The organism is Klebsiella sp. R445 (assembly GCF_051131755.1).
GTDB classification, from domain to species: Bacteria; Pseudomonadota; Gammaproteobacteria; order Enterobacterales; family Enterobacteriaceae; genus Klebsiella; species Klebsiella lignicola.
Genome location: NZ_CP180446.1, coordinates 1,098,923 through 1,115,920, shown reverse-complemented (window position 1 = coordinate 1,115,920; position 16,998 = coordinate 1,098,923). Strand labels below are relative to the sequence as shown.

Below are 16,998 nucleotides of genomic sequence, written 5' to 3'. Positions count from 1 at the left end.
CCCGGCGGGCCGTCGGTCCGCCGCTGCAGGCTACGGCGTCGTTTCGTTAAGACTAACGGCGACGCTCTTCTCTTTAATCGGTAAGTTCACCAGCGCCGCCAGCAGGGCCAGAGCGATATCCGCATACCACACCCAATCCAGATTACCGTTGTGCTCCATCGCCAGTCCGCCAAGCCATGCACCGAAAAAAGCGCCAATCTGATGGCTGAACAGGGTGAAGCCGAACAGGGTCGCCAGATAGCGAGTGCCGAACAGCTTCCCGATGATCCCGGCGGTCGGTGGGACGGTGGCAAGCCAGGTAAAGCCGATCGCCGCGGCGAAAATATAAAAGTCGAGTACGCTTTTGTCGGAAACCAGGAACAGACCAATCAGCACCGCACGTGAGGCATACAGCACGGCGAGGATATATTTCATCGGAAAATGCTTGCCGAGATAGCCCGCGAAGATACTGCCGGCAATATTACATAGACCAATCAGCGACAGGCTGACCGCCGAGACCGAGGCTTCGTGTCCACACAGCGTGACTTCACCTGGGAGATGGGTGGTCAAAAAGGCAACATGGAAGCCGCAGGTGAGAAATCCGGTATGCAACAGCAGGTAGCTACGATTGCGAAACGCCGCATGGATCTGCTGCTTCAGCCCTTGTTCAGGTACGCAGGCGTGCGAAGTATCGGTCTTTTTCACGCTATCCCGGCAAAGCAACCACGAGGGGAACAGCGTCGCCAGCGCGGCAATCGCCAGAAAGATCAGCCCGGAAGCCATGCCGCGCAGGCTGACGATCAGCTGCACCAGCGGCGCAAAAATAAATTGCCCCATTGAGCCGCCGGCGTTAATCAGCCCGCTGGCCATCGAACCTTTATCGGTCGGCAAACGCCCGGCGACGATACCGATCAGGACGGAAAAGCTGCCTGCGGCCGCACCCGCCGGGCTGAGCAGGCCCTGGGCCAGGGTCAACGAGGAGAAGGAGGTCGCCCACAGCGTCGCCACCTGCCCGAGGGCTATCAGCAGAGCGCCGATCACCAACACGCCCAGCGCGCCGCGTTTGTCGGCCCAGGCGCCAAACAGTGGCTGGAATGCGCCCCACATCAGTTGACCAATCGCCAGCGCCATACTGATTTCGGCGATATTCATGGTGGTTTCGCCCATCAGCGGATGGACGAACAGGCCGACGGTCTGACGAATGCCCATGGTGATGAGTAATATCAGGCTGGCGAGCGCAATAGGTAGCCACATCCTGGCGGCGGCAGGTTTTGCTGAAAGTGAGTCCACGATGAGTTTTGGTCGGCAAAGGGGGAATAAATGGAGAGTACTGGCAGCGTGCTGAAAAAGCTATGACGAAAAAGTGATGACCGGCAGCAGGGCCAGAGCGGTGACTCCGGCCCGATAAAAGGCAAGGCGCTAGCTTAACAGCGGGTTACAGCCTTCCCGACGCAGCATCTGGCACAGCGCAATCAGCGGCAGACCCACGAGGGTATTGGGATCGCGCCCCTCAAGGCGTTCAAACAGCGTAATACCGAGTCCTTCACTTTTAAAACTTCCGGCACAGTGCAGGGGGTTCTCTTTGCGGACGTAATGGTCGATCTCCTGATCGCTTAAATGGCGAAAATGGACATCAAAGGGTTCGCACTCGGTCTGTAAATGGCCGTTCGCTGAATTATAGAGTGCCAGCCCGGTATAGAAGGTAACAATCGTCCCGCTCGCGGCACGCAGCTGGCGTCTGGCATTCTCCTCGGTGTGGGGTTTGCCGGCGATCTCACCGTCCAGAACGCAGACCTGGTCAGAGCCTATAATTAAGTGATTCGTGTAACGTGCGGCCAGAGCCTGGGCTTTCGCCTGTGCCAGACGAACCACCAACTGGCGAGCAGGTTCGCCGGGATGTGGGGTTTCATCGACATCAGGCGCCGCGCAGTCAAACGGCATCGCCAGCTTTTCCATCAGCATGCGCCGCCAGGGCGATGTCGACGCCAGGATAATCTCAGACATATTTTTTCATCCACATATAGCGCTTCGAAGAGCATCATTTTAAACTATGGGCCGCAATGTGTGCGAATAAATGGCGAAAGGCAACCTGAGGCTGCCTTTTTCTTTGACTCTATGACATTACAAAGTTAATATGCGCGCCCTATGCAAAAGGTAAAATTACCCCTGACTCTTGATCCGGTCCGCACGGCTCAAAAACGCCTCGATTACGAAGGTATTTATGCCCGTGATCAGGTTGAACGTGTAGCCGATTCTGTAGTCAGCGTGGACAGCGATGTGGAATGCAGCATGTCGTTCGCTATTGATAATCAGCGCCTTGCCGTTATTACCGGTGATGCAAAGGTGTCAGTAACCCTCGAATGTCAGCGTTGCGGGAAACCGTTCCCCCGTCATGTCCACATAACGTATTGTTTCAGCCCGATCAAAAATGATGAGCAGGCTGAGGCACTCCCGGAAGCGTATGAGCCGATTGAGGTTAACGAATTCGGTGAAATCGACCTGCAAGCGATGGTCGAGGATGAAATCATTCTCTCCTTGCCTGTAGTTCCGGTGCATGATTCTGAACACTGTGAAGTGTCCGACGCGGACATGGTGTTTGGTGAACTGCCTGAAGAGGCACAAAAACCAAATCCATTTGCCGTATTAGCCAGCTTAAAGCATAAGTAATTGAGGAGTAAGGTCCATGGCCGTACAACAGAATAAACCAACCCGTTCCAAACGTGGCATGCGTCGTTCCCATGACGCTCTGACCGCAGTCACCAGCCTGTCTGTAGACAAAACTTCTGGTGAGAAACACCTGCGTCACCACATCACTGCCGACGGTTTCTACCGCGGTCGCAAGGTCATCGCTAAGTAATCACGCACTACTCCATGGATTTTCGTGACAAGAAAGCGCAAGCGACTTGTCGTGTAAAAGACAAAGAGTAAAAGCGTGATGAAGCTTAGCGAGGATATCCCCAGGCAACTGGGGAATAACCGAAGCGGGCAGCGACGATACCTTGACACGTCTAACCCTGGCGTTAGATGTCATGGGGGGCGATTTTGGCCCCACCGTGACAGTGCCTGCAGCACTGCAGGCACTGAACTCTAATTCGCAACTCACACTTCTTTTAGTCGGCGATCCCGACACCATCACGCCATTACTTGCCAAAGCTGATTTCGAACAACGTTCGCGACTGCAGGTCATCCCTGCGCAGTCAGTTATTGCTAGTGATGCGCGGCCCGCACAAGCGATCCGCAGCAGTCGCGGAAGCTCAATGCGCGTGGCGCTGGAGTTAGTAAAAGAAGGCCGGGCGCAAGCCTGTGTCAGCGCGGGAAATACCGGTGCGCTGATGGGATTGGCAAAATTATTACTCAAGCCCATTGAGGGGATTGAGCGTCCGGCGCTGGTAACGGTTCTGCCGCATCAGCAGAAGGGCAAGACGGTGGTGCTTGATTTAGGCGCTAACGTCGATTGTGATAGCACGATGCTGGTGCAGTTTGCGGTGATGGGGGCGGTGCTGGCAGAAGAAGTGGTCGGTATTGAGAATCCTCGCGTCGCGCTGCTGAATATCGGCGAAGAAGAGATGAAAGGGCTCAGCAGCATCCGCGATGCTGCCGCAGTTTTGAAAACGCTGCCGTCACTTAACTATATCGGCTATCTTGAAGCTAACGAATTATTGACGGGCAAAACCGATGTACTGGTTTGTGATGGATTCACGGGCAACGTCACATTAAAAACTATGGAAGGTGTTGTCAGAATGTTCCTTTCGCTGCTGAAATCGCAGGGTGAGGGCAAAAAACGGTCGTGGTGGCTGCTGTTATTGAAGCGTTGGTTACAAAAGAGCCTGGCCAGGCGATTCAGTCACCTCAACCCCGACCAGTATAATGGCGCCTGTCTGTTAGGATTGCGCGGTTCCGTGATTAAGAGTCATGGTGCTGCCAATCAGCGCGCCTTCAGCGTGGCGATAGAGCAGGCAGTGCAGGCGGTGCAGCGGCAGATTCCTCAGCGGATTGCCGCTCGCCTGGAATCTTTATACCCAGCTGGTTTTGAACTGCCTACGGGCGACAGCAACGGCAACTCCCGACAGCAAAACGGGACGAACCCGCGAGACTGACGCGCCAGCGGTTCGGACAAGGCGGGTATATTACCCTAGAGTGACTGAGCGTACATGTATACGAAGATTATTGGTACCGGCAGCTATCTGCCCGAGCAAGTGCGTACTAACGCCGACCTGGAGAAAATGGTAGATACGTCTGACGAGTGGATTGTCACCCGTACGGGTATCCGTGAACGTCGTATTGCTGCACCGAATGAAACCGTTGCTACGCTGGGTTTTGAAGCGGCAAAAAATGCGCTGGAGATGGCGGGCGTTTCGCCGGAGCAAATTGGTCTGATCATTGTTGCGACCACCTCCGGGACTCACGCGTTTCCAAGTTCAGCCTGTCAGATTCAGTCTATGCTGGGTATTAATGGTTGCCCGGCCTTCGACGTTGCAGCGGCCTGCGCAGGGTTTACCTATGCGCTGAGCATTGCCGATCAATACGTCAAAAACGGCTCAGTCGATTACGCGCTGGTGATTGGCGCTGACGTTCTGGCACGTACCTGCGATCCAACCGATCGCGGGACGATCATCATCTTTGGTGATGGTGCGGGTGCCGTAGTGCTGGGCGCGTCTGAAGAGCCGGGCATTATCTCTACTCATCTGCATGCAGATGGTCGCTACGGTCAGCTGTTGACGCTGCCAAACGCCGATCGCGTGGATCCGGAAAACCCGATCTATCTGACCATGGCTGGCAACGAAGTATTTAAAGTGGCAGTGACCGAGCTGGCGCGCATTGTTGATGAGACGCTGGCAGCGAACAATCTTGAACGCTCCGCGCTGGACTGGCTGGTGCCGCATCAGGCGAACCTGCGCATCATCAGCGCGACGGCGAAAAAACTGGGAATGTCGATCGATAATGTGGTTGTGACGCTTGACCGTCATGGCAACACCTCAGCGGCTTCCGTTCCTTGTGCGCTGGATGAAGCGGTACGCGATGGCCGCATTCAACGTGGTCAGCTGATTCTGCTGGAAGCCTTTGGTGGCGGTTTCACCTGGGGTTCCGCGCTGGTTCGTTTTTAGTATAAGGATTTAGACATGACGCAATTTGCTTTTGTGTTCCCGGGACAGGGTTCTCAGACCGTCGGTATGTTGTCTGACATGGCAGCAACCTCTCCGGTTATCGAAGAGACATTCCGCGAAGCCTCTGCGGCGTTGGGCTACGATCTGTGGGCGCTGGTTCAGCAGGGCCCGGCAGAAGAACTGAACAAAACCTGGCAGACTCAGCCTGCACTGTTGACCGCTTCCGTGGCGCTGTATCGTGCCTGGCAGCAGCAGGGTGGCAAAGCCCCGGCACTGCTGGCTGGTCACAGCCTCGGTGAATACTCCGCGCTGGTTTGCGCCGGGGTGATTGATTTTGCTGATGCCGTGCGTCTGGTTGAGCTGCGCGGTAAATTCATGCAGGAAGCGGTACCGGAAGGCACTGGCGCGATGTCCGCCATTATCGGCCTTGACGATGCGTCCATTGCGAAAGCCTGTGAAGAGTCTGCTGAAGGGCAGGTGGTTTCTCCTGTAAACTTCAACTCTCCGGGTCAGGTGGTCATTGCCGGCAACAAAGAAGCCGTTGAGCGTGCTGGCGCCGCCTGTAAAGCGGCGGGCGCTAAACGTGCGCTGCCGCTGCCGGTGAGCGTGCCTTCTCACTGTGCGCTGATGAAACCAGCGGCAGAGAAACTGGCGCTTGAACTACAGAAAATCACCTTCAACGCACCGGTTATTTCCGTTGTGAACAACGTTGATGTGAAATGTGAAACGGCACCTGATGCGATTCGCGACGCTTTGATTCGCCAGCTGTACAGCCCGGTTCAGTGGACCAAAACCGTTGAGTTTATGGCATCCCAGGGCGTAGAGCACCTGTATGAAGTCGGTCCGGGTAAAGTCCTCACCGGTCTGACTAAACGTATTGTTGACACCCTGACCGCTTCCGCGCTTAACGAGCCTGCAGCGATGTCTGCGGCGCTTGAGCAATAAAAGAGGAATACCATGAGTTTTGAAGGAAAAGTCGCGCTGGTTACCGGTGCAAGTCGCGGTATTGGCCGCGCAATCGCAGAGACCCTCGTCGCCCGTGGCGCGAAAGTGATTGGCACTGCCACCAGCGAGAGCGGTGCGCAGGCAATCAGCGATTATTTAGGTGCGAATGGTAAAGGTCTGCTGTTGAATGTGACCGATCCAGCATCTATCGAATCTGTTCTGGGAAATATTCGCGCAGAGTTTGGTGAAGTTGATATCCTGGTTAACAATGCCGGTATTACTCGTGATAACCTGTTAATGCGGATGAAAGATGACGAGTGGAACGATATTATCGAAACCAACCTGTCATCAGTTTTCCGTCTGTCAAAAGCAGTAATGCGCGCTATGATGAAAAAGCGTCATGGTCGCATTATTACTATCGGTTCTGTGGTCGGTACCATGGGAAATGCTGGTCAGGCCAACTACGCTGCGGCGAAAGCGGGTCTGATTGGTTTTAGTAAATCGCTGGCACGTGAAGTCGCGTCCCGCGGTATTACGGTTAACGTTGTTGCTCCGGGCTTTATTGAAACGGACATGACGCGTGCGCTGTCTGATGATCAGCGTGCGGGTATTCTGGCGCAAGTTCCGGCGGGTCGCCTCGGCGATGCAAAAGAAATCGCCAGTGCGGTTGCATTCTTAGCTTCTGACGAAGCAGGTTACATCTCTGGTGAAACCCTGCACGTCAACGGCGGAATGTACATGGTCTGACCGAGATTTGCACAAAACGTTCAGGAACCGCGCAGTCTGTGCGATCCCTCATACTGTTTTGTGCAAAATGATTTGCGTTCTGAGGGCAAACGGCCTCAAAATAGCGTAAAATCGTGGTAAGACCTGCCGGGATTTAGTTGCAAATTTTTCAACATTTTATACACTACGAAAACCATCGCGAAAGCGAGTTTTGATAGGAAATTTAAGAGTATGAGCACTATCGAAGAACGCGTTAAGAAAATTATCGGCGAACAGCTGGGCGTTAAGCAGGAAGAAGTTACCAACAATGCTTCCTTCGTTGAAGACCTGGGCGCTGATTCTCTTGACACCGTTGAGCTGGTAATGGCTCTGGAAGAAGAGTTTGATACTGAGATTCCGGACGAAGAAGCTGAGAAAATCACCACTGTTCAGGCTGCCATTGATTACATCAACGGTCACCAGGCGTAAGTGAACATCTCCAGGCGGTCATTCGACCGCCTGAGTTTTATCTTTTTGTCCCACAAGAATCTATTTTCCCTCCCTGGAGGACAACCGTGTCTAAGCGTCGTGTAGTTGTGACCGGACTGGGCATGTTGTCTCCTGTCGGCAATACCGTAGAGTCTACCTGGAAAGCTCTCCTTGCCGGTCAGAGTGGCATCAGCCTGATCGACCATTTCGATACTAGCGCCTATGCAACAAAATTTGCTGGCTTAGTAAAGGATTTTAACTGTGATGACATTATCTCGCGCAAAGAACAGCGCAAGATGGATGCCTTCATTCAATATGGAATTGTCGCTGGCGTTCAGGCCATGCAGGATTCTGGTCTTGAAGTAACGGAAGAGAACGCAAACCGCATCGGTGCCGCTATTGGTTCCGGTATTGGCGGCCTCGGCCTGATCGAAGAAAACCATAGTTCTTTAACGAACGGTGGCCCTCGTAAGATTAGCCCGTTCTTTGTACCGTCTACAATTGTTAACATGGTGGCCGGGCATCTGACCATCATGTTTGGTCTGCGTGGACCAAGTATCTCTATCGCGACAGCTTGTACTTCAGGCGTACACAACATTGGTCAGGCCGCGCGTATCATTGCGTATGGCGACGCTGACGCAATGGTGGCCGGTGGTGCAGAAAAAGCCAGTACCCCGCTTGGCGTGGGTGGCTTTGGTGCTGCACGTGCGCTCTCTACCCACAACGAAAACCCGCAGGCTGCGAGCCGTCCGTGGGACAAAGATCGCGACGGTTTTGTACTGGGCGATGGCGCGGGTATGGTGGTGCTGGAAGAGTACGAGCACGCGAAAAAACGCGGCGCGAAAATCTACGCAGAAATCGTCGGTTTTGGCATGAGCAGCGATGCTTACCATATGACCTCTCCGCCGGAGAACGGCGCGGGTGCCGCGCTGGCGATGGTTAACGCTATCCGCGATGCCGGGATTGAAGCGGGTCAAATCGCTTACGTCAATGCACACGGTACCTCCACGCCGGCTGGCGATAAAGCAGAAGCGCAGGCTGTTAAGTCGGTCTTCGGCGATGCAGCAAGCCGTGTGATGGTCAGCTCAACCAAATCAATGACCGGGCACCTGCTGGGCGCCGCCGGGGCAGTAGAATCTATCTACTCCATTCTGGCGCTGCGCGATGGCGTGGTTCCGCCGACCATCAACCTGGATAATCCGGATGACGGTTGTGACCTGGACTTCGTGCCGCACGAAGCGCGTCAGGTTGCCGGCATGGAATACACTCTGTGTAACTCCTTCGGTTTTGGTGGTACTAACGGGTCGCTGATCTTTAAAAAGGTCTAAGCGTCTCGCTTACCCCGCTGACCTCTCTCAGGCCTGCATTTTATGCAGGCCTTCTTTTTTCTTCAGCTTTCTCTGCTTGTCCCACGACATTCATCCTGAGACACTGACAGGCCATCGATAAGGAGCCGCTATGTTCTTGATTAATGGCATTGAACAGGACACCCTGGCCGCCAGTGACCGGGCCGTACAGTTTGGCGACGGCTGCTTTACCACCGCGCGTATTGTCGGGAATCAGGTGTACATGCTGCCCGCTCATCTGCGACGTTTACAGCAGGCCTGTGAAAAACTGCTGATCCCCTACACGCAATGGCAAACGCTGGAAGCGGAAATGCAGCAACTCGCCCGTGGGCAGCAAAGCGGCGTGCTGAAAGTCATTCTGACCCGTGGTGCCGGTGGTCGCGGCTATAGCGGTACGGCATGCCAGGCGCCGACGCGTATTCTGAGCGTTTCGCCTTACCCGGCACACTATTCCCGCTGGCAAGAGACCGGCATTACCCTGGCACTTAGCCCGATTCGGCTGGGACGTAATCCGGCGCTGGCCGGGCTAAAGCACCTGAACCGGCTGGAGCAGGTGCTGATCCGGTCTCATCTTGAGCAGACGGAAGCCGATGAGGCGCTGGTTCTTGACAGCGACGGGTGGCTTACGGAATGCTGTGCCGCGAATCTGTTCTGGCGCAAGGGGACGACGGTCTTTACTCCGCGCCTCGATCAGGCGGGAGTCGATGGCATTATGCGTCAACACTGTATGGCGCAGCTGGCACAATCTCCGTTTCGCGTTGTCGAAGTCACAGCGGAGCCTGATGCGTTGCGGGAGGCTGACGAAGTGCTGATTTGCAACGCGCTGATGCCGCTGGTACCGGTTCGCAGCTGGGACGACACATGTTGGTCCTCGCGAGAGCTTTATCATTTTTTAGCCCCACTGTGTGAGCTGTCTGGTTAGTCATGAAGAAAATGTTACGTTTTATCCTGTTGTTGTTGGTGGTGCTGGGCATCGCTGCTGGCGCGGGCATCTGGAAAGTTCGCCAGTTGGCGAGCAGCACGCTGTTGATTAAAGAAGAGACCATCTTCACCCTGGAGGCCGGCACCGGACGCATGGCGTTAGGGGAACAGCTCTATAGCGACAAGGTGATCAACCGACCACGTGTGTTCCAATGGTTGCTGCGCCTGGAGCCCGAACTATCCCACTTTAAAGCCGGTACTTACCGCCTCACGCCGTCGATGACGGTGCGCGAGATGCTGCAGCTGTTGGGCAGCGGCAAAGAGGCACAGTTCCCGCTGCGTTTCGTTGAGGGGATGCGGGTCAGTGACTATCTACGCCAGCTTCGCGATGCGCCTTATGTCAAACATACGCTGGCCGACGACAGCTACGCGACGGTCGCCAAAGCTCTGGATCTTGAACATGAGGACTGGGTTGAAGGCTGGTTCTGGCCGGACACCTGGATGTATACCGCCAATACCAGCGATGTAGCGATCCTCAAACGTGCGCATCAGAAAATGGTCACTCAGGTCAATAAGGCCTGGGAAGGGCGGATGGATAACCTGCCGTACAAAGATCAGAATCAGCTGCTGACGATGGCATCGATCATTGAGAAAGAGACGGCGGTTGCGGAAGAGCGTGACCGCGTGGCGTCGGTGTTTATTAATCGTCTGCGGATTGGCATGCGGTTGCAGACCGACCCGACGGTGATCTACGGGATGGGTGAGAGCTATAATGGCAAGCTGAGCCGCAAAGATCTTGAGACGCCGACGGCTTACAATACCTATGTGATCGCCGGCATGCCGCCAGGGCCTATCGCCGCACCGGGAGAGGCATCGCTGAACGCAGCGGCCCACCCGGCGAAGTCGCCGTATCTCTATTTTGTTGCCGACGGCAAAGGTGGGCATACGTTTAATACTAATCTGGCCAGCCACAACCGCTCGGTACAGGATTATCTGAAAGTACTTAAGGAAAAAAATGCGCAGTAATTATATTGTCATCGAGGGCCTGGAAGGCGCGGGAAAGACCACGGCACGCAATCTGGTCGTGGAGGCGCTGCAACAATCGGGCATCAGCGATCTGGTGTTTACCCGGGAACCGGGCGGGACCATTCTCGCTGAAAAACTGCGCAGCCTGGTACTGGATATCCAGTCAACCGGCGATGAAGTCATTAATGACAAAGCCGAAGTGCTGATGTTTTATGCCGCCCGCGTTCAACTGGTCGAGACGGTGATTAAGCCAGCGCTGGCCAGCGGACAGTGGGTGATTGGCGACCGTCACGATCTGTCGACTCAGGCCTATCAGGGCGGTGGTCGTGGTATTGACCAGACCATGCTCGCCACTCTGCGTGATGCAGTGCTGGGGGATTTCCGTCCGAACCTGACGCTGTACCTGGATGTGACGCCGGAAGTCGGGTTGAAACGCGCGCGTGCCCGCGGCGACCTCGACCGTATCGAACAGGAGTCGCTGGATTTCTTCAACCGTACCCGGGCGCGTTATCTCGAGCTGGCGGCGCAGGACCCGACGATCCGCACCATTGACGCCACGCAGCCGCTGGACGCTGTCGCCCGTGATATCCATGCGCTCATCAGCCAGTGGGTTGCGGAGCAACGCGCATGAAATGGTACCCGTGGTTACGCCCGTCATTTGAGCAACTAGTCGCCAGCTATCAGGCTGGACGGGGTCACCATGCGTTACTGCTTCAGGCACTGCCTGGCATGGGAGGCGATGCGCTGATCTACGCGCTGTGTCGTTATCTGATGTGCCGACAGCCGGAAGGGAACAAAAGCTGCGGACATTGCCATAGCTGCCAGCTGATGCAGGCGGGCACGCACCCCGATTACTACACCCTGGCGCCGGAAAAGGGCAAAAGCGCCCTCGGGATTGACGCCGTGCGTGACGTCAACGAAAAGCTGTATGAGCGTTCACGCCTGGGCGGTGCCAAGGTGGTGTGGATCGCTGACGCCGCGCAGTTAACCGATGCGGCGGCTAACGCCTTGTTGAAAACCCTGGAAGAGCCGCCGGAAAATACCTGGTTTTTCCTGTTCAGCCAGGAGCCCGCGCGCCTGCTGGCGACGCTGCGTAGCCGCTGTCGTCTGTATCACCTGATGCCGCCGGCGGAGTCCTATGGGCTGGCGTGGCTGGAGCGTGAGGTGTCCTTGCCGCAGGAGGCGCTGCTTTCGGCGCTGCGCCTGAGCGCCAATGCGCCCGCCGCCGCGCTGGATCTGCTGCAGGAGAGCCACTGGGCTGCCCGCCAGCAGCTGATCGCAGCCCTGGAAAATGTCTTAACCAGCGGCGACTGGCTGTCGCTGCTGTCTATCCTGAATCACGAACAGGCTGCAGTTCGTCTGCACTGGCTGGCATCGCTGCTGCTGGATGCACAAAAACGGCAACAGGGCATCACTCAGGTGAGCAACCCTGATGCCTGGGCGCTGGTCAACCAACTGGCCCAGACGCTGCCTGCCGCCCGTTTACAGGCCATTGCGCGCGATGTCAGTACCTGCCGCGATCGGCTGTTGAACGTCGTCGGCGTCAACCGCGAACTGCTGCTTACCGAGCGCCTTCTGCGCTGGGAACATTACCTGCAACCCGGGACGGTACTGCCCGTATCCCACCTCTGAGCGAGACATTATGTTTTTAGTCGACTCCCACTGCCATCTGGATGGTCTGGATTATCAAACGCTGCATAAAGACGTGGACGATGTGCTGGCAAAAGCCGCCGCGCGTGACGTGAAGTTTTTCCTTGCCGTGGCCACGACCCTGCCGGGCTACCGCGGCATGCGTGAGCTGGTCGGGCCGCGTGACAATGTGGTTTTCTCCTGTGGCGTTCACCCGCTTAATCAGGACGAGGAGTACGACGTCGACGAACTGCGTCAGCTGGCGGCGGAAGAGGGCGTTGTCGCGATGGGGGAGACCGGGCTGGATTATTTTTACACGCCGGAAACGAAACCCCGCCAGCAGACCTCTTTCCGCGACCATATCCGCATCGGCCGCGAGCTCAACAAGCCGGTCATCGTGCATACCCGTGACGCCCGTGCCGATACCCTGGCTATTTTGCAGGAAGAAAAGGTGACGGATTGCGGTGGCGTACTACACTGTTTCACTGAGGACAGGGAGACTGCGGGTAAATTGCTGGATATGGGCTTCTATATCTCGTTTTCCGGCATCGTGACGTTCCGTAATGCCGAGCAGCTACGCGATGCTGCGCGCTATGTGCCGCTCGATCGCCTGCTGGTGGAAACCGATTCGCCGTATCTGGCACCGGTTCCGCATCGTGGCAAAGAGAACCAGCCGGCCATGGTACGCGACGTTGCGGAGTACATGGCGGTGCTGAAGGGCGTTTCGCTCGAACAGCTGGCACAACAGACCACAGAGAACTTTGCCAGCCTGTTCCACATTGACCCCTCCCGGCTGTAACCTGTCGATCTTTCTATTATTTTAAGGCTCGTAATTAATACGCAAAGCGAGTAAAGTTCACCGCCACAAAACAGGCGGTGAATGGCTTTTTGCAACATCCAGATACAGCTTATGTAAGATGGTGTAAATTTTTCAGCGCTGACTGATTGAAACGTGATAGCCGTCAAACAATCTTTTCGGTAATTATTTTACTCTGTGTAATAAATAAAGGGCGCTTAGATGTCCTGTCCACGGCACGGTTCTCCCCCCGGGCCAATGCGTGAAAGCGTAAAAAAGTACCAAATACTCAGGAGCACTCTCAATTATGTTTAAGAATGCATTTGCTAACCTGCAGAAGGTCGGTAAATCGCTGATGCTGCCGGTCTCCGTGCTGCCTATCGCAGGTATCCTGCTGGGCGTCGGTTCCGCAAACTTCAGCTGGCTGCCAGCCGTTGTTTCTCACGTCATGGCAGAAGCGGGCGGTTCAGTCTTCGCTAATATGCCGTTGATCTTCGCTATCGGTGTGGCGCTTGGCTTCACCAATAACGACGGCGTTTCTGCCCTGGCTTCCGTTGTGGCTTACGGCATCATGGTGAAAACCATGGCGGTCGTTGCACCTCTGGTTCTGCATTTACCTGCTGAAGAAATTGCGGCCAAACACCTGGCAGATACTGGTGTACTTGGCGGTATTATCTCTGGTGCTATTGCAGCCTACATGTTCAACCGCTTCTATCGCATCAAGCTGCCAGAGTATCTGGGCTTCTTTGCGGGCAAGCGTTTTGTTCCGATTATCTCCGGTCTGGCCGCTATTTTCACTGGCGTGATCCTCTCCTTCATTTGGCCACCGATCGGTACTGCTATTCAGACCTTCTCTCAGTGGGCTGCGTATCAGAACCCGGTTGTGGCATTCGGTATCTACGGCTTCATCGAACGTTGCCTGGTACCGTTTGGTCTGCACCACATCTGGAACGTTCCTTTCCAGATGCAGATTGGTGAATACACCAACGCCGCAGGCCAGGTCTTCCACGGCGATATCCCGCGTTACATGGCAGGTGACCCGACTGCAGGTAAACTGTCTGGCGGCTTCCTGTTCAAAATGTACGGTCTGCCGGCTGCTGCTATCGCTATCTGGCACTCCGCTAAACCGGAAAACCGCGCGAAAGTGGGCGGTATCATGATCTCCGCAGCGCTGACCTCGTTCCTGACCGGTATCACCGAGCCGATCGAGTTCTCCTTCATGTTCGTTGCGCCGATCCTGTACGTCATCCACGCAATTCTTGCAGGTCTGGCATTCCCGATCTGTATCCTGCTGGGTATGCGTGACGGTACATCGTTCTCGCACGGTCTGATCGACTTCATCGTTCTGTCCGGTAACAGCAGCAAACTGTGGCTGTTCCCAATCGTCGGTATCTGCTACGCCATCGTTTACTACGTTGTCTTCCGCGTGCTGATTAAAGCACTGGATCTGAAAACGCCGGGCCGTGAAGATTCGACTGAAGACAGCAAAGTCGGTGCGACCAGCGAAATGGCGCCAGCACTGATTGCAGCCTTCGGCGGTAAAGAAAACATTACTAACCTCGACGCATGTATTACCCGTCTGCGTGTCAGCGTTGCTGACGTAGCAAAAGTTGATCAGGCTGGCCTGAAAAAACTGGGTGCTGCAGGTGTGGTTGTTGCAGGTTCAGGTGTTCAGGCTATCTTCGGGACTAAATCCGATAACCTGAAAACTGAAATGGATGAGTACATCCGCGGCAACTAAGTGGTGATGTGGGGAGACTAAGGCAGCCGAATGGCTGCCTTTTTTAATGCCTGAAATAAAGTGGAGATCCGGGCGCGATGTCGGCCCGGGAGAGGGAAGGTTAGAAGTCGTAGCTGGCTGACACCGAGACGTTCAACGGGGCACCGTACACCACGTAGGAGCCGACATAGTCGTAGTACTCTTTATCAAACAGGTTGTTGATATTCGCCTGCAGAGCAAAGTCTTTAGTCACCTGATAACGGCTGAAGAGATTCACCAGACCGTAGCTGCCTTGATCAATGTAATCACGACCGTTTGGCCCGCCGCTCACGTCATTCCAGATTTTGCTTTGCCAGTTAACCCCACCGCCGACGGTCAGCTCCGGCATCATCGGCAACTGATAACGGGTGAACAGCTTCATGGTGGTACGCGGCTGGTCGGAACTCACCGCATTACCACTCTTGTCTTCGGCGACATAGCGGGTCGCGCCAAAGGTGAGCTGCCAGTTATCGGTCAGCGCGCCGTTCAACTCAAATTCCACCCCTTTACTGACCACGCCATCCAGAGACTCATAGATAGACTCGCCGCTCGGCAGGTAGGTATAGGTATTGTTGGCCACGTTATCCTGCTCGATGCGGAAGATAGCCAGCGAGGTGGTCAGGCGGGTGTTAAACCAGTCGGCTTTGACGCCGGCTTCGTAGCTTTTCCCGGTTGTCGGGTCGAGATAACGACCGTTGGCATCACGCTTATCCTGCGGCTGGAAAATCGAAGTGTAGCTCGCATAGGCCGACCAGGCGTCGTTGATGTCATACACCACGCCGGCATATGGGGTCACGTCATCTTTGGTGCTTTCGAGACGCGTCTGCGGCGAACCAGCAGGGTTATAACGAATGTTGTAGCTGGTATAGCGGGCGCCAAGGATAAGGTGCAGCGGGTCGGCCAGCGAGAAGCGGGCCGAGGTATAGGCCGATGACTGACGAATGTCGTCCTTGCTGTACAGCTGCCAGTCGGTCCACTGCGGGTCGGCAATATTGCTGTTCCAGTTACGGAAGCTGCCGACATCGACCATCCCGTACAGCGAATCCGGGAGCGAGTTATCGTAGTGGTTGCGCTGACGGCTGAGGCTGCCGCCGATCATCATTTCGTGCTGGCGGCCAAACAGGTCAAATCCCCCGCGCAGGAAGGCATCAACCGCGTCCTGTTTACGTTCGCCGCGGTTCCAGCCGCCGTATCCCACCATGCCATTTCCGGTGTCCTTATCCGGGTAACCGTACATGTACATCATTTTGGTATCGAAGTTAGTATCGGTGTGCATACCGTTAATGTGCGCTTCCCAGCCGTTATCGAAGCGCTGGGTGAAGTTAGCGAACACCTTTTTGCTGTCTTTATCGGAGTAAGCCCAGTTCGGCGCAACGGTATTGCTACGGTTGTAATGGGTTTTGCTGCCATCGCTGTACCAGGTCGGCAGGCCGCCCCAGGTTGGGTCTTCGGTGGTGCTTTCCTGATACTCATAGCCCAGCGACAGGGTGGTGCTGTCGGTGAGGTCGGCATCTACCACGCCGTAGAGGAATTTCTTGCGGTAGTGATAGTTGTCGACCCAGGAATCGTTATCCTGGTAGCCGGCAATCATGCGTCCACGCACGTTGCCTGATTCGACCAGCGGCGCCTGCAGATCCAGCACATAGCGCTGCTTGTCCCAGCTGCCGTAGCTGGCGGAGACATTCCCTTTGAACTCACGGCTATCGGCGTGTTTACGCACCATATTGACGTAGGCCGATGGGTTGCCGGAGCCGCTCATCAGGCCGGTGGCACCGCGCACCACTTCGATACGGTCATAAATCGCGGTATCGGTGGTGGTATCACCAAAGTTCCATACTTCGCTGATGGAGGTCGGGAGGTCGTCGTAGGCGTAGTTACTGACGAAAAAACCGCGGGAATAAAAGACCGTACGGTCGCTATCCTGTACCTGCTGCGTGATCCCGGTGGTGTTGCTCAGCACCTGGCCGATGGTCTGCAGGTTTTGATCTTCCATGCGTTGCTGGCTGATGACGCTGACGGATTGCGGGATATCCCGCGGCACTAACAGCAGTTTGGTGCCGGTAGTGGTGGTTTTGACGCTGTAATCCTGCTGCTGCGCCTCAACGCCGGTGTCCGCTGTGCCTTCTACAATAATAGTATCTTCAGTGTTGTCGGCGGCGGAACTGAGGGAGGGATGCAGCGCCAGCGCAATGCCGACAGCCAGCAGGGAAGGCGCGAGGCGCCATTCCCCGGAATGGATAGTGGGAGACATCATGAACCCTTAATAGAATGGTTATTGTTATGCGCCGGGGCTCTGCG

Annotated in this window: 17 protein-coding genes; 14 read left to right on the top strand and 3 right to left on the bottom strand. The window is 55.5% G+C overall.

What is annotated here, in order from left to right; genetic code table 11:
• Positions 1 to 30: 30 nt before the first annotated feature.
• Together ACMYSN_RS05275 and ACMYSN_RS05270 are read right to left on the bottom strand one after the other, a co-directional pair.
• On the bottom strand, positions 31 to 1,233 hold the full coding sequence (locus ACMYSN_RS05275) for an MFS transporter (RefSeq protein ID WP_462497287.1): 1,203 nt from the start codon (positions 1,231 to 1,233) through the stop codon (positions 31 to 33).
• A gap of 165 nt (positions 1,234 to 1,398) precedes the next feature.
• Positions 1,399 to 1,983 carry a Maf family protein gene (locus ACMYSN_RS05270; RefSeq protein WP_462497286.1) on the bottom strand — a complete coding sequence of 195 codons (585 nt, stop codon included), beginning with the start codon at positions 1,981 to 1,983 and terminating at the stop codon, positions 1,399 to 1,401.
• Positions 1,984 to 2,124: 141 nt separating this feature from the next.
• On the opposite strand from ACMYSN_RS05270, the gene yceD reads away from it, so the two are divergent.
• From yceD to ptsG, 14 genes are all read left to right on the top strand, one after another.
• On the top strand, positions 2,125 to 2,646 hold the full coding sequence (gene yceD / locus ACMYSN_RS05265) for a 23S rRNA accumulation protein YceD (protein WP_123753816.1): 522 nt from the start codon (positions 2,125 to 2,127) through the stop codon (positions 2,644 to 2,646).
• 16 nt (positions 2,647 to 2,662) lie between these two features.
• Entirely contained in the window at positions 2,663 to 2,836 is a 174-nt protein-coding gene (gene rpmF / locus ACMYSN_RS05260; protein WP_000290724.1) for a 50S ribosomal protein L32, read from the top strand.
• Between the two features lie 142 nt (positions 2,837 to 2,978).
• A complete protein-coding gene (plsX, locus tag ACMYSN_RS05255; RefSeq protein WP_462497285.1) occupies positions 2,979 to 4,076 on the top strand; it encodes a phosphate acyltransferase in 1,098 nt (365 codons plus the stop codon).
• Positions 4,077 to 4,130: 54 nt separating this feature from the next.
• Entirely contained in the window at positions 4,131 to 5,084 is a 954-nt protein-coding gene (locus ACMYSN_RS05250) for a beta-ketoacyl-ACP synthase III (protein ID WP_123753818.1), read from the top strand.
• A gap of 15 nt (positions 5,085 to 5,099) precedes the next feature.
• Positions 5,100 to 6,029 carry an ACP S-malonyltransferase gene (gene fabD / locus ACMYSN_RS05245; protein WP_462497284.1) on the top strand — a complete coding sequence of 310 codons (930 nt, stop codon included), beginning with the start codon at positions 5,100 to 5,102 and terminating at the stop codon, positions 6,027 to 6,029.
• A gap of 12 nt (positions 6,030 to 6,041) precedes the next feature.
• Positions 6,042 to 6,776 (top strand): 3-oxoacyl-ACP reductase FabG, encoded by a 735-nt coding sequence (gene fabG / locus ACMYSN_RS05240; RefSeq protein WP_123753820.1) that lies wholly within the window; start codon positions 6,042 to 6,044, stop codon positions 6,774 to 6,776.
• A gap of 210 nt (positions 6,777 to 6,986) precedes the next feature.
• Positions 6,987 to 7,223: an acyl carrier protein gene (gene acpP / locus ACMYSN_RS05235; RefSeq protein ID WP_000103754.1), complete on the top strand. Its 237-nt coding sequence runs from the start codon at positions 6,987 to 6,989 to the stop codon at positions 7,221 to 7,223.
• An 86-nt stretch (positions 7,224 to 7,309) separates the two neighbouring features.
• Positions 7,310 to 8,551 (top strand): beta-ketoacyl-ACP synthase II, encoded by a 1,242-nt coding sequence (gene fabF, locus ACMYSN_RS05230; protein WP_462497283.1) that lies wholly within the window; start codon positions 7,310 to 7,312, stop codon positions 8,549 to 8,551.
• A gap of 130 nt (positions 8,552 to 8,681) precedes the next feature.
• Positions 8,682 to 9,491 carry an aminodeoxychorismate lyase gene (gene pabC, locus ACMYSN_RS05225; RefSeq protein ID WP_462497282.1) on the top strand — a complete coding sequence of 270 codons (810 nt, stop codon included), beginning with the start codon at positions 8,682 to 8,684 and terminating at the stop codon, positions 9,489 to 9,491.
• A gap of 2 nt (positions 9,492 to 9,493) precedes the next feature.
• Complete coding sequence (yceG, locus tag ACMYSN_RS05220; protein WP_462497281.1) at positions 9,494 to 10,516, top strand: endolytic transglycosylase MltG; 1,023 nt, start codon at positions 9,494 to 9,496, stop codon at positions 10,514 to 10,516.
• Entirely contained in the window at positions 10,506 to 11,147 is a 642-nt protein-coding gene (gene tmk / locus ACMYSN_RS05215) for a dTMP kinase (RefSeq protein ID WP_187042902.1), read from the top strand. The genes yceG and tmk overlap by 11 nt, the downstream gene beginning before the upstream one ends.
• A complete protein-coding gene (gene holB, locus ACMYSN_RS05210; protein ID WP_462497280.1) occupies positions 11,144 to 12,148 on the top strand; it encodes a DNA polymerase III subunit delta' in 1,005 nt (334 codons plus the stop codon). Before tmk ends, holB begins: the two co-directional genes overlap by 4 nt.
• A gap of 10 nt (positions 12,149 to 12,158) precedes the next feature.
• Positions 12,159 to 12,944 (top strand): metal-dependent hydrolase, encoded by a 786-nt coding sequence (locus tag ACMYSN_RS05205; RefSeq protein WP_462497279.1) that lies wholly within the window; start codon positions 12,159 to 12,161, stop codon positions 12,942 to 12,944.
• 304 nt (positions 12,945 to 13,248) lie between these two features.
• On the top strand, positions 13,249 to 14,682 hold the full coding sequence (ptsG, locus tag ACMYSN_RS05200; protein ID WP_462497278.1) for a PTS glucose transporter subunit IIBC: 1,434 nt from the start codon (positions 13,249 to 13,251) through the stop codon (positions 14,680 to 14,682).
• 100 nt (positions 14,683 to 14,782) lie between these two features.
• On the opposite strand, the gene fhuE is transcribed toward ptsG, so the two are convergent.
• Positions 14,783 to 16,954, bottom strand: coding sequence for a porin family protein (gene fhuE, locus ACMYSN_RS05195; protein ID WP_462497277.1), 2,172 nt, complete (start codon positions 16,952 to 16,954; stop codon positions 14,783 to 14,785).
• Positions 16,955 to 16,998 lie beyond the last annotated feature (44 nt).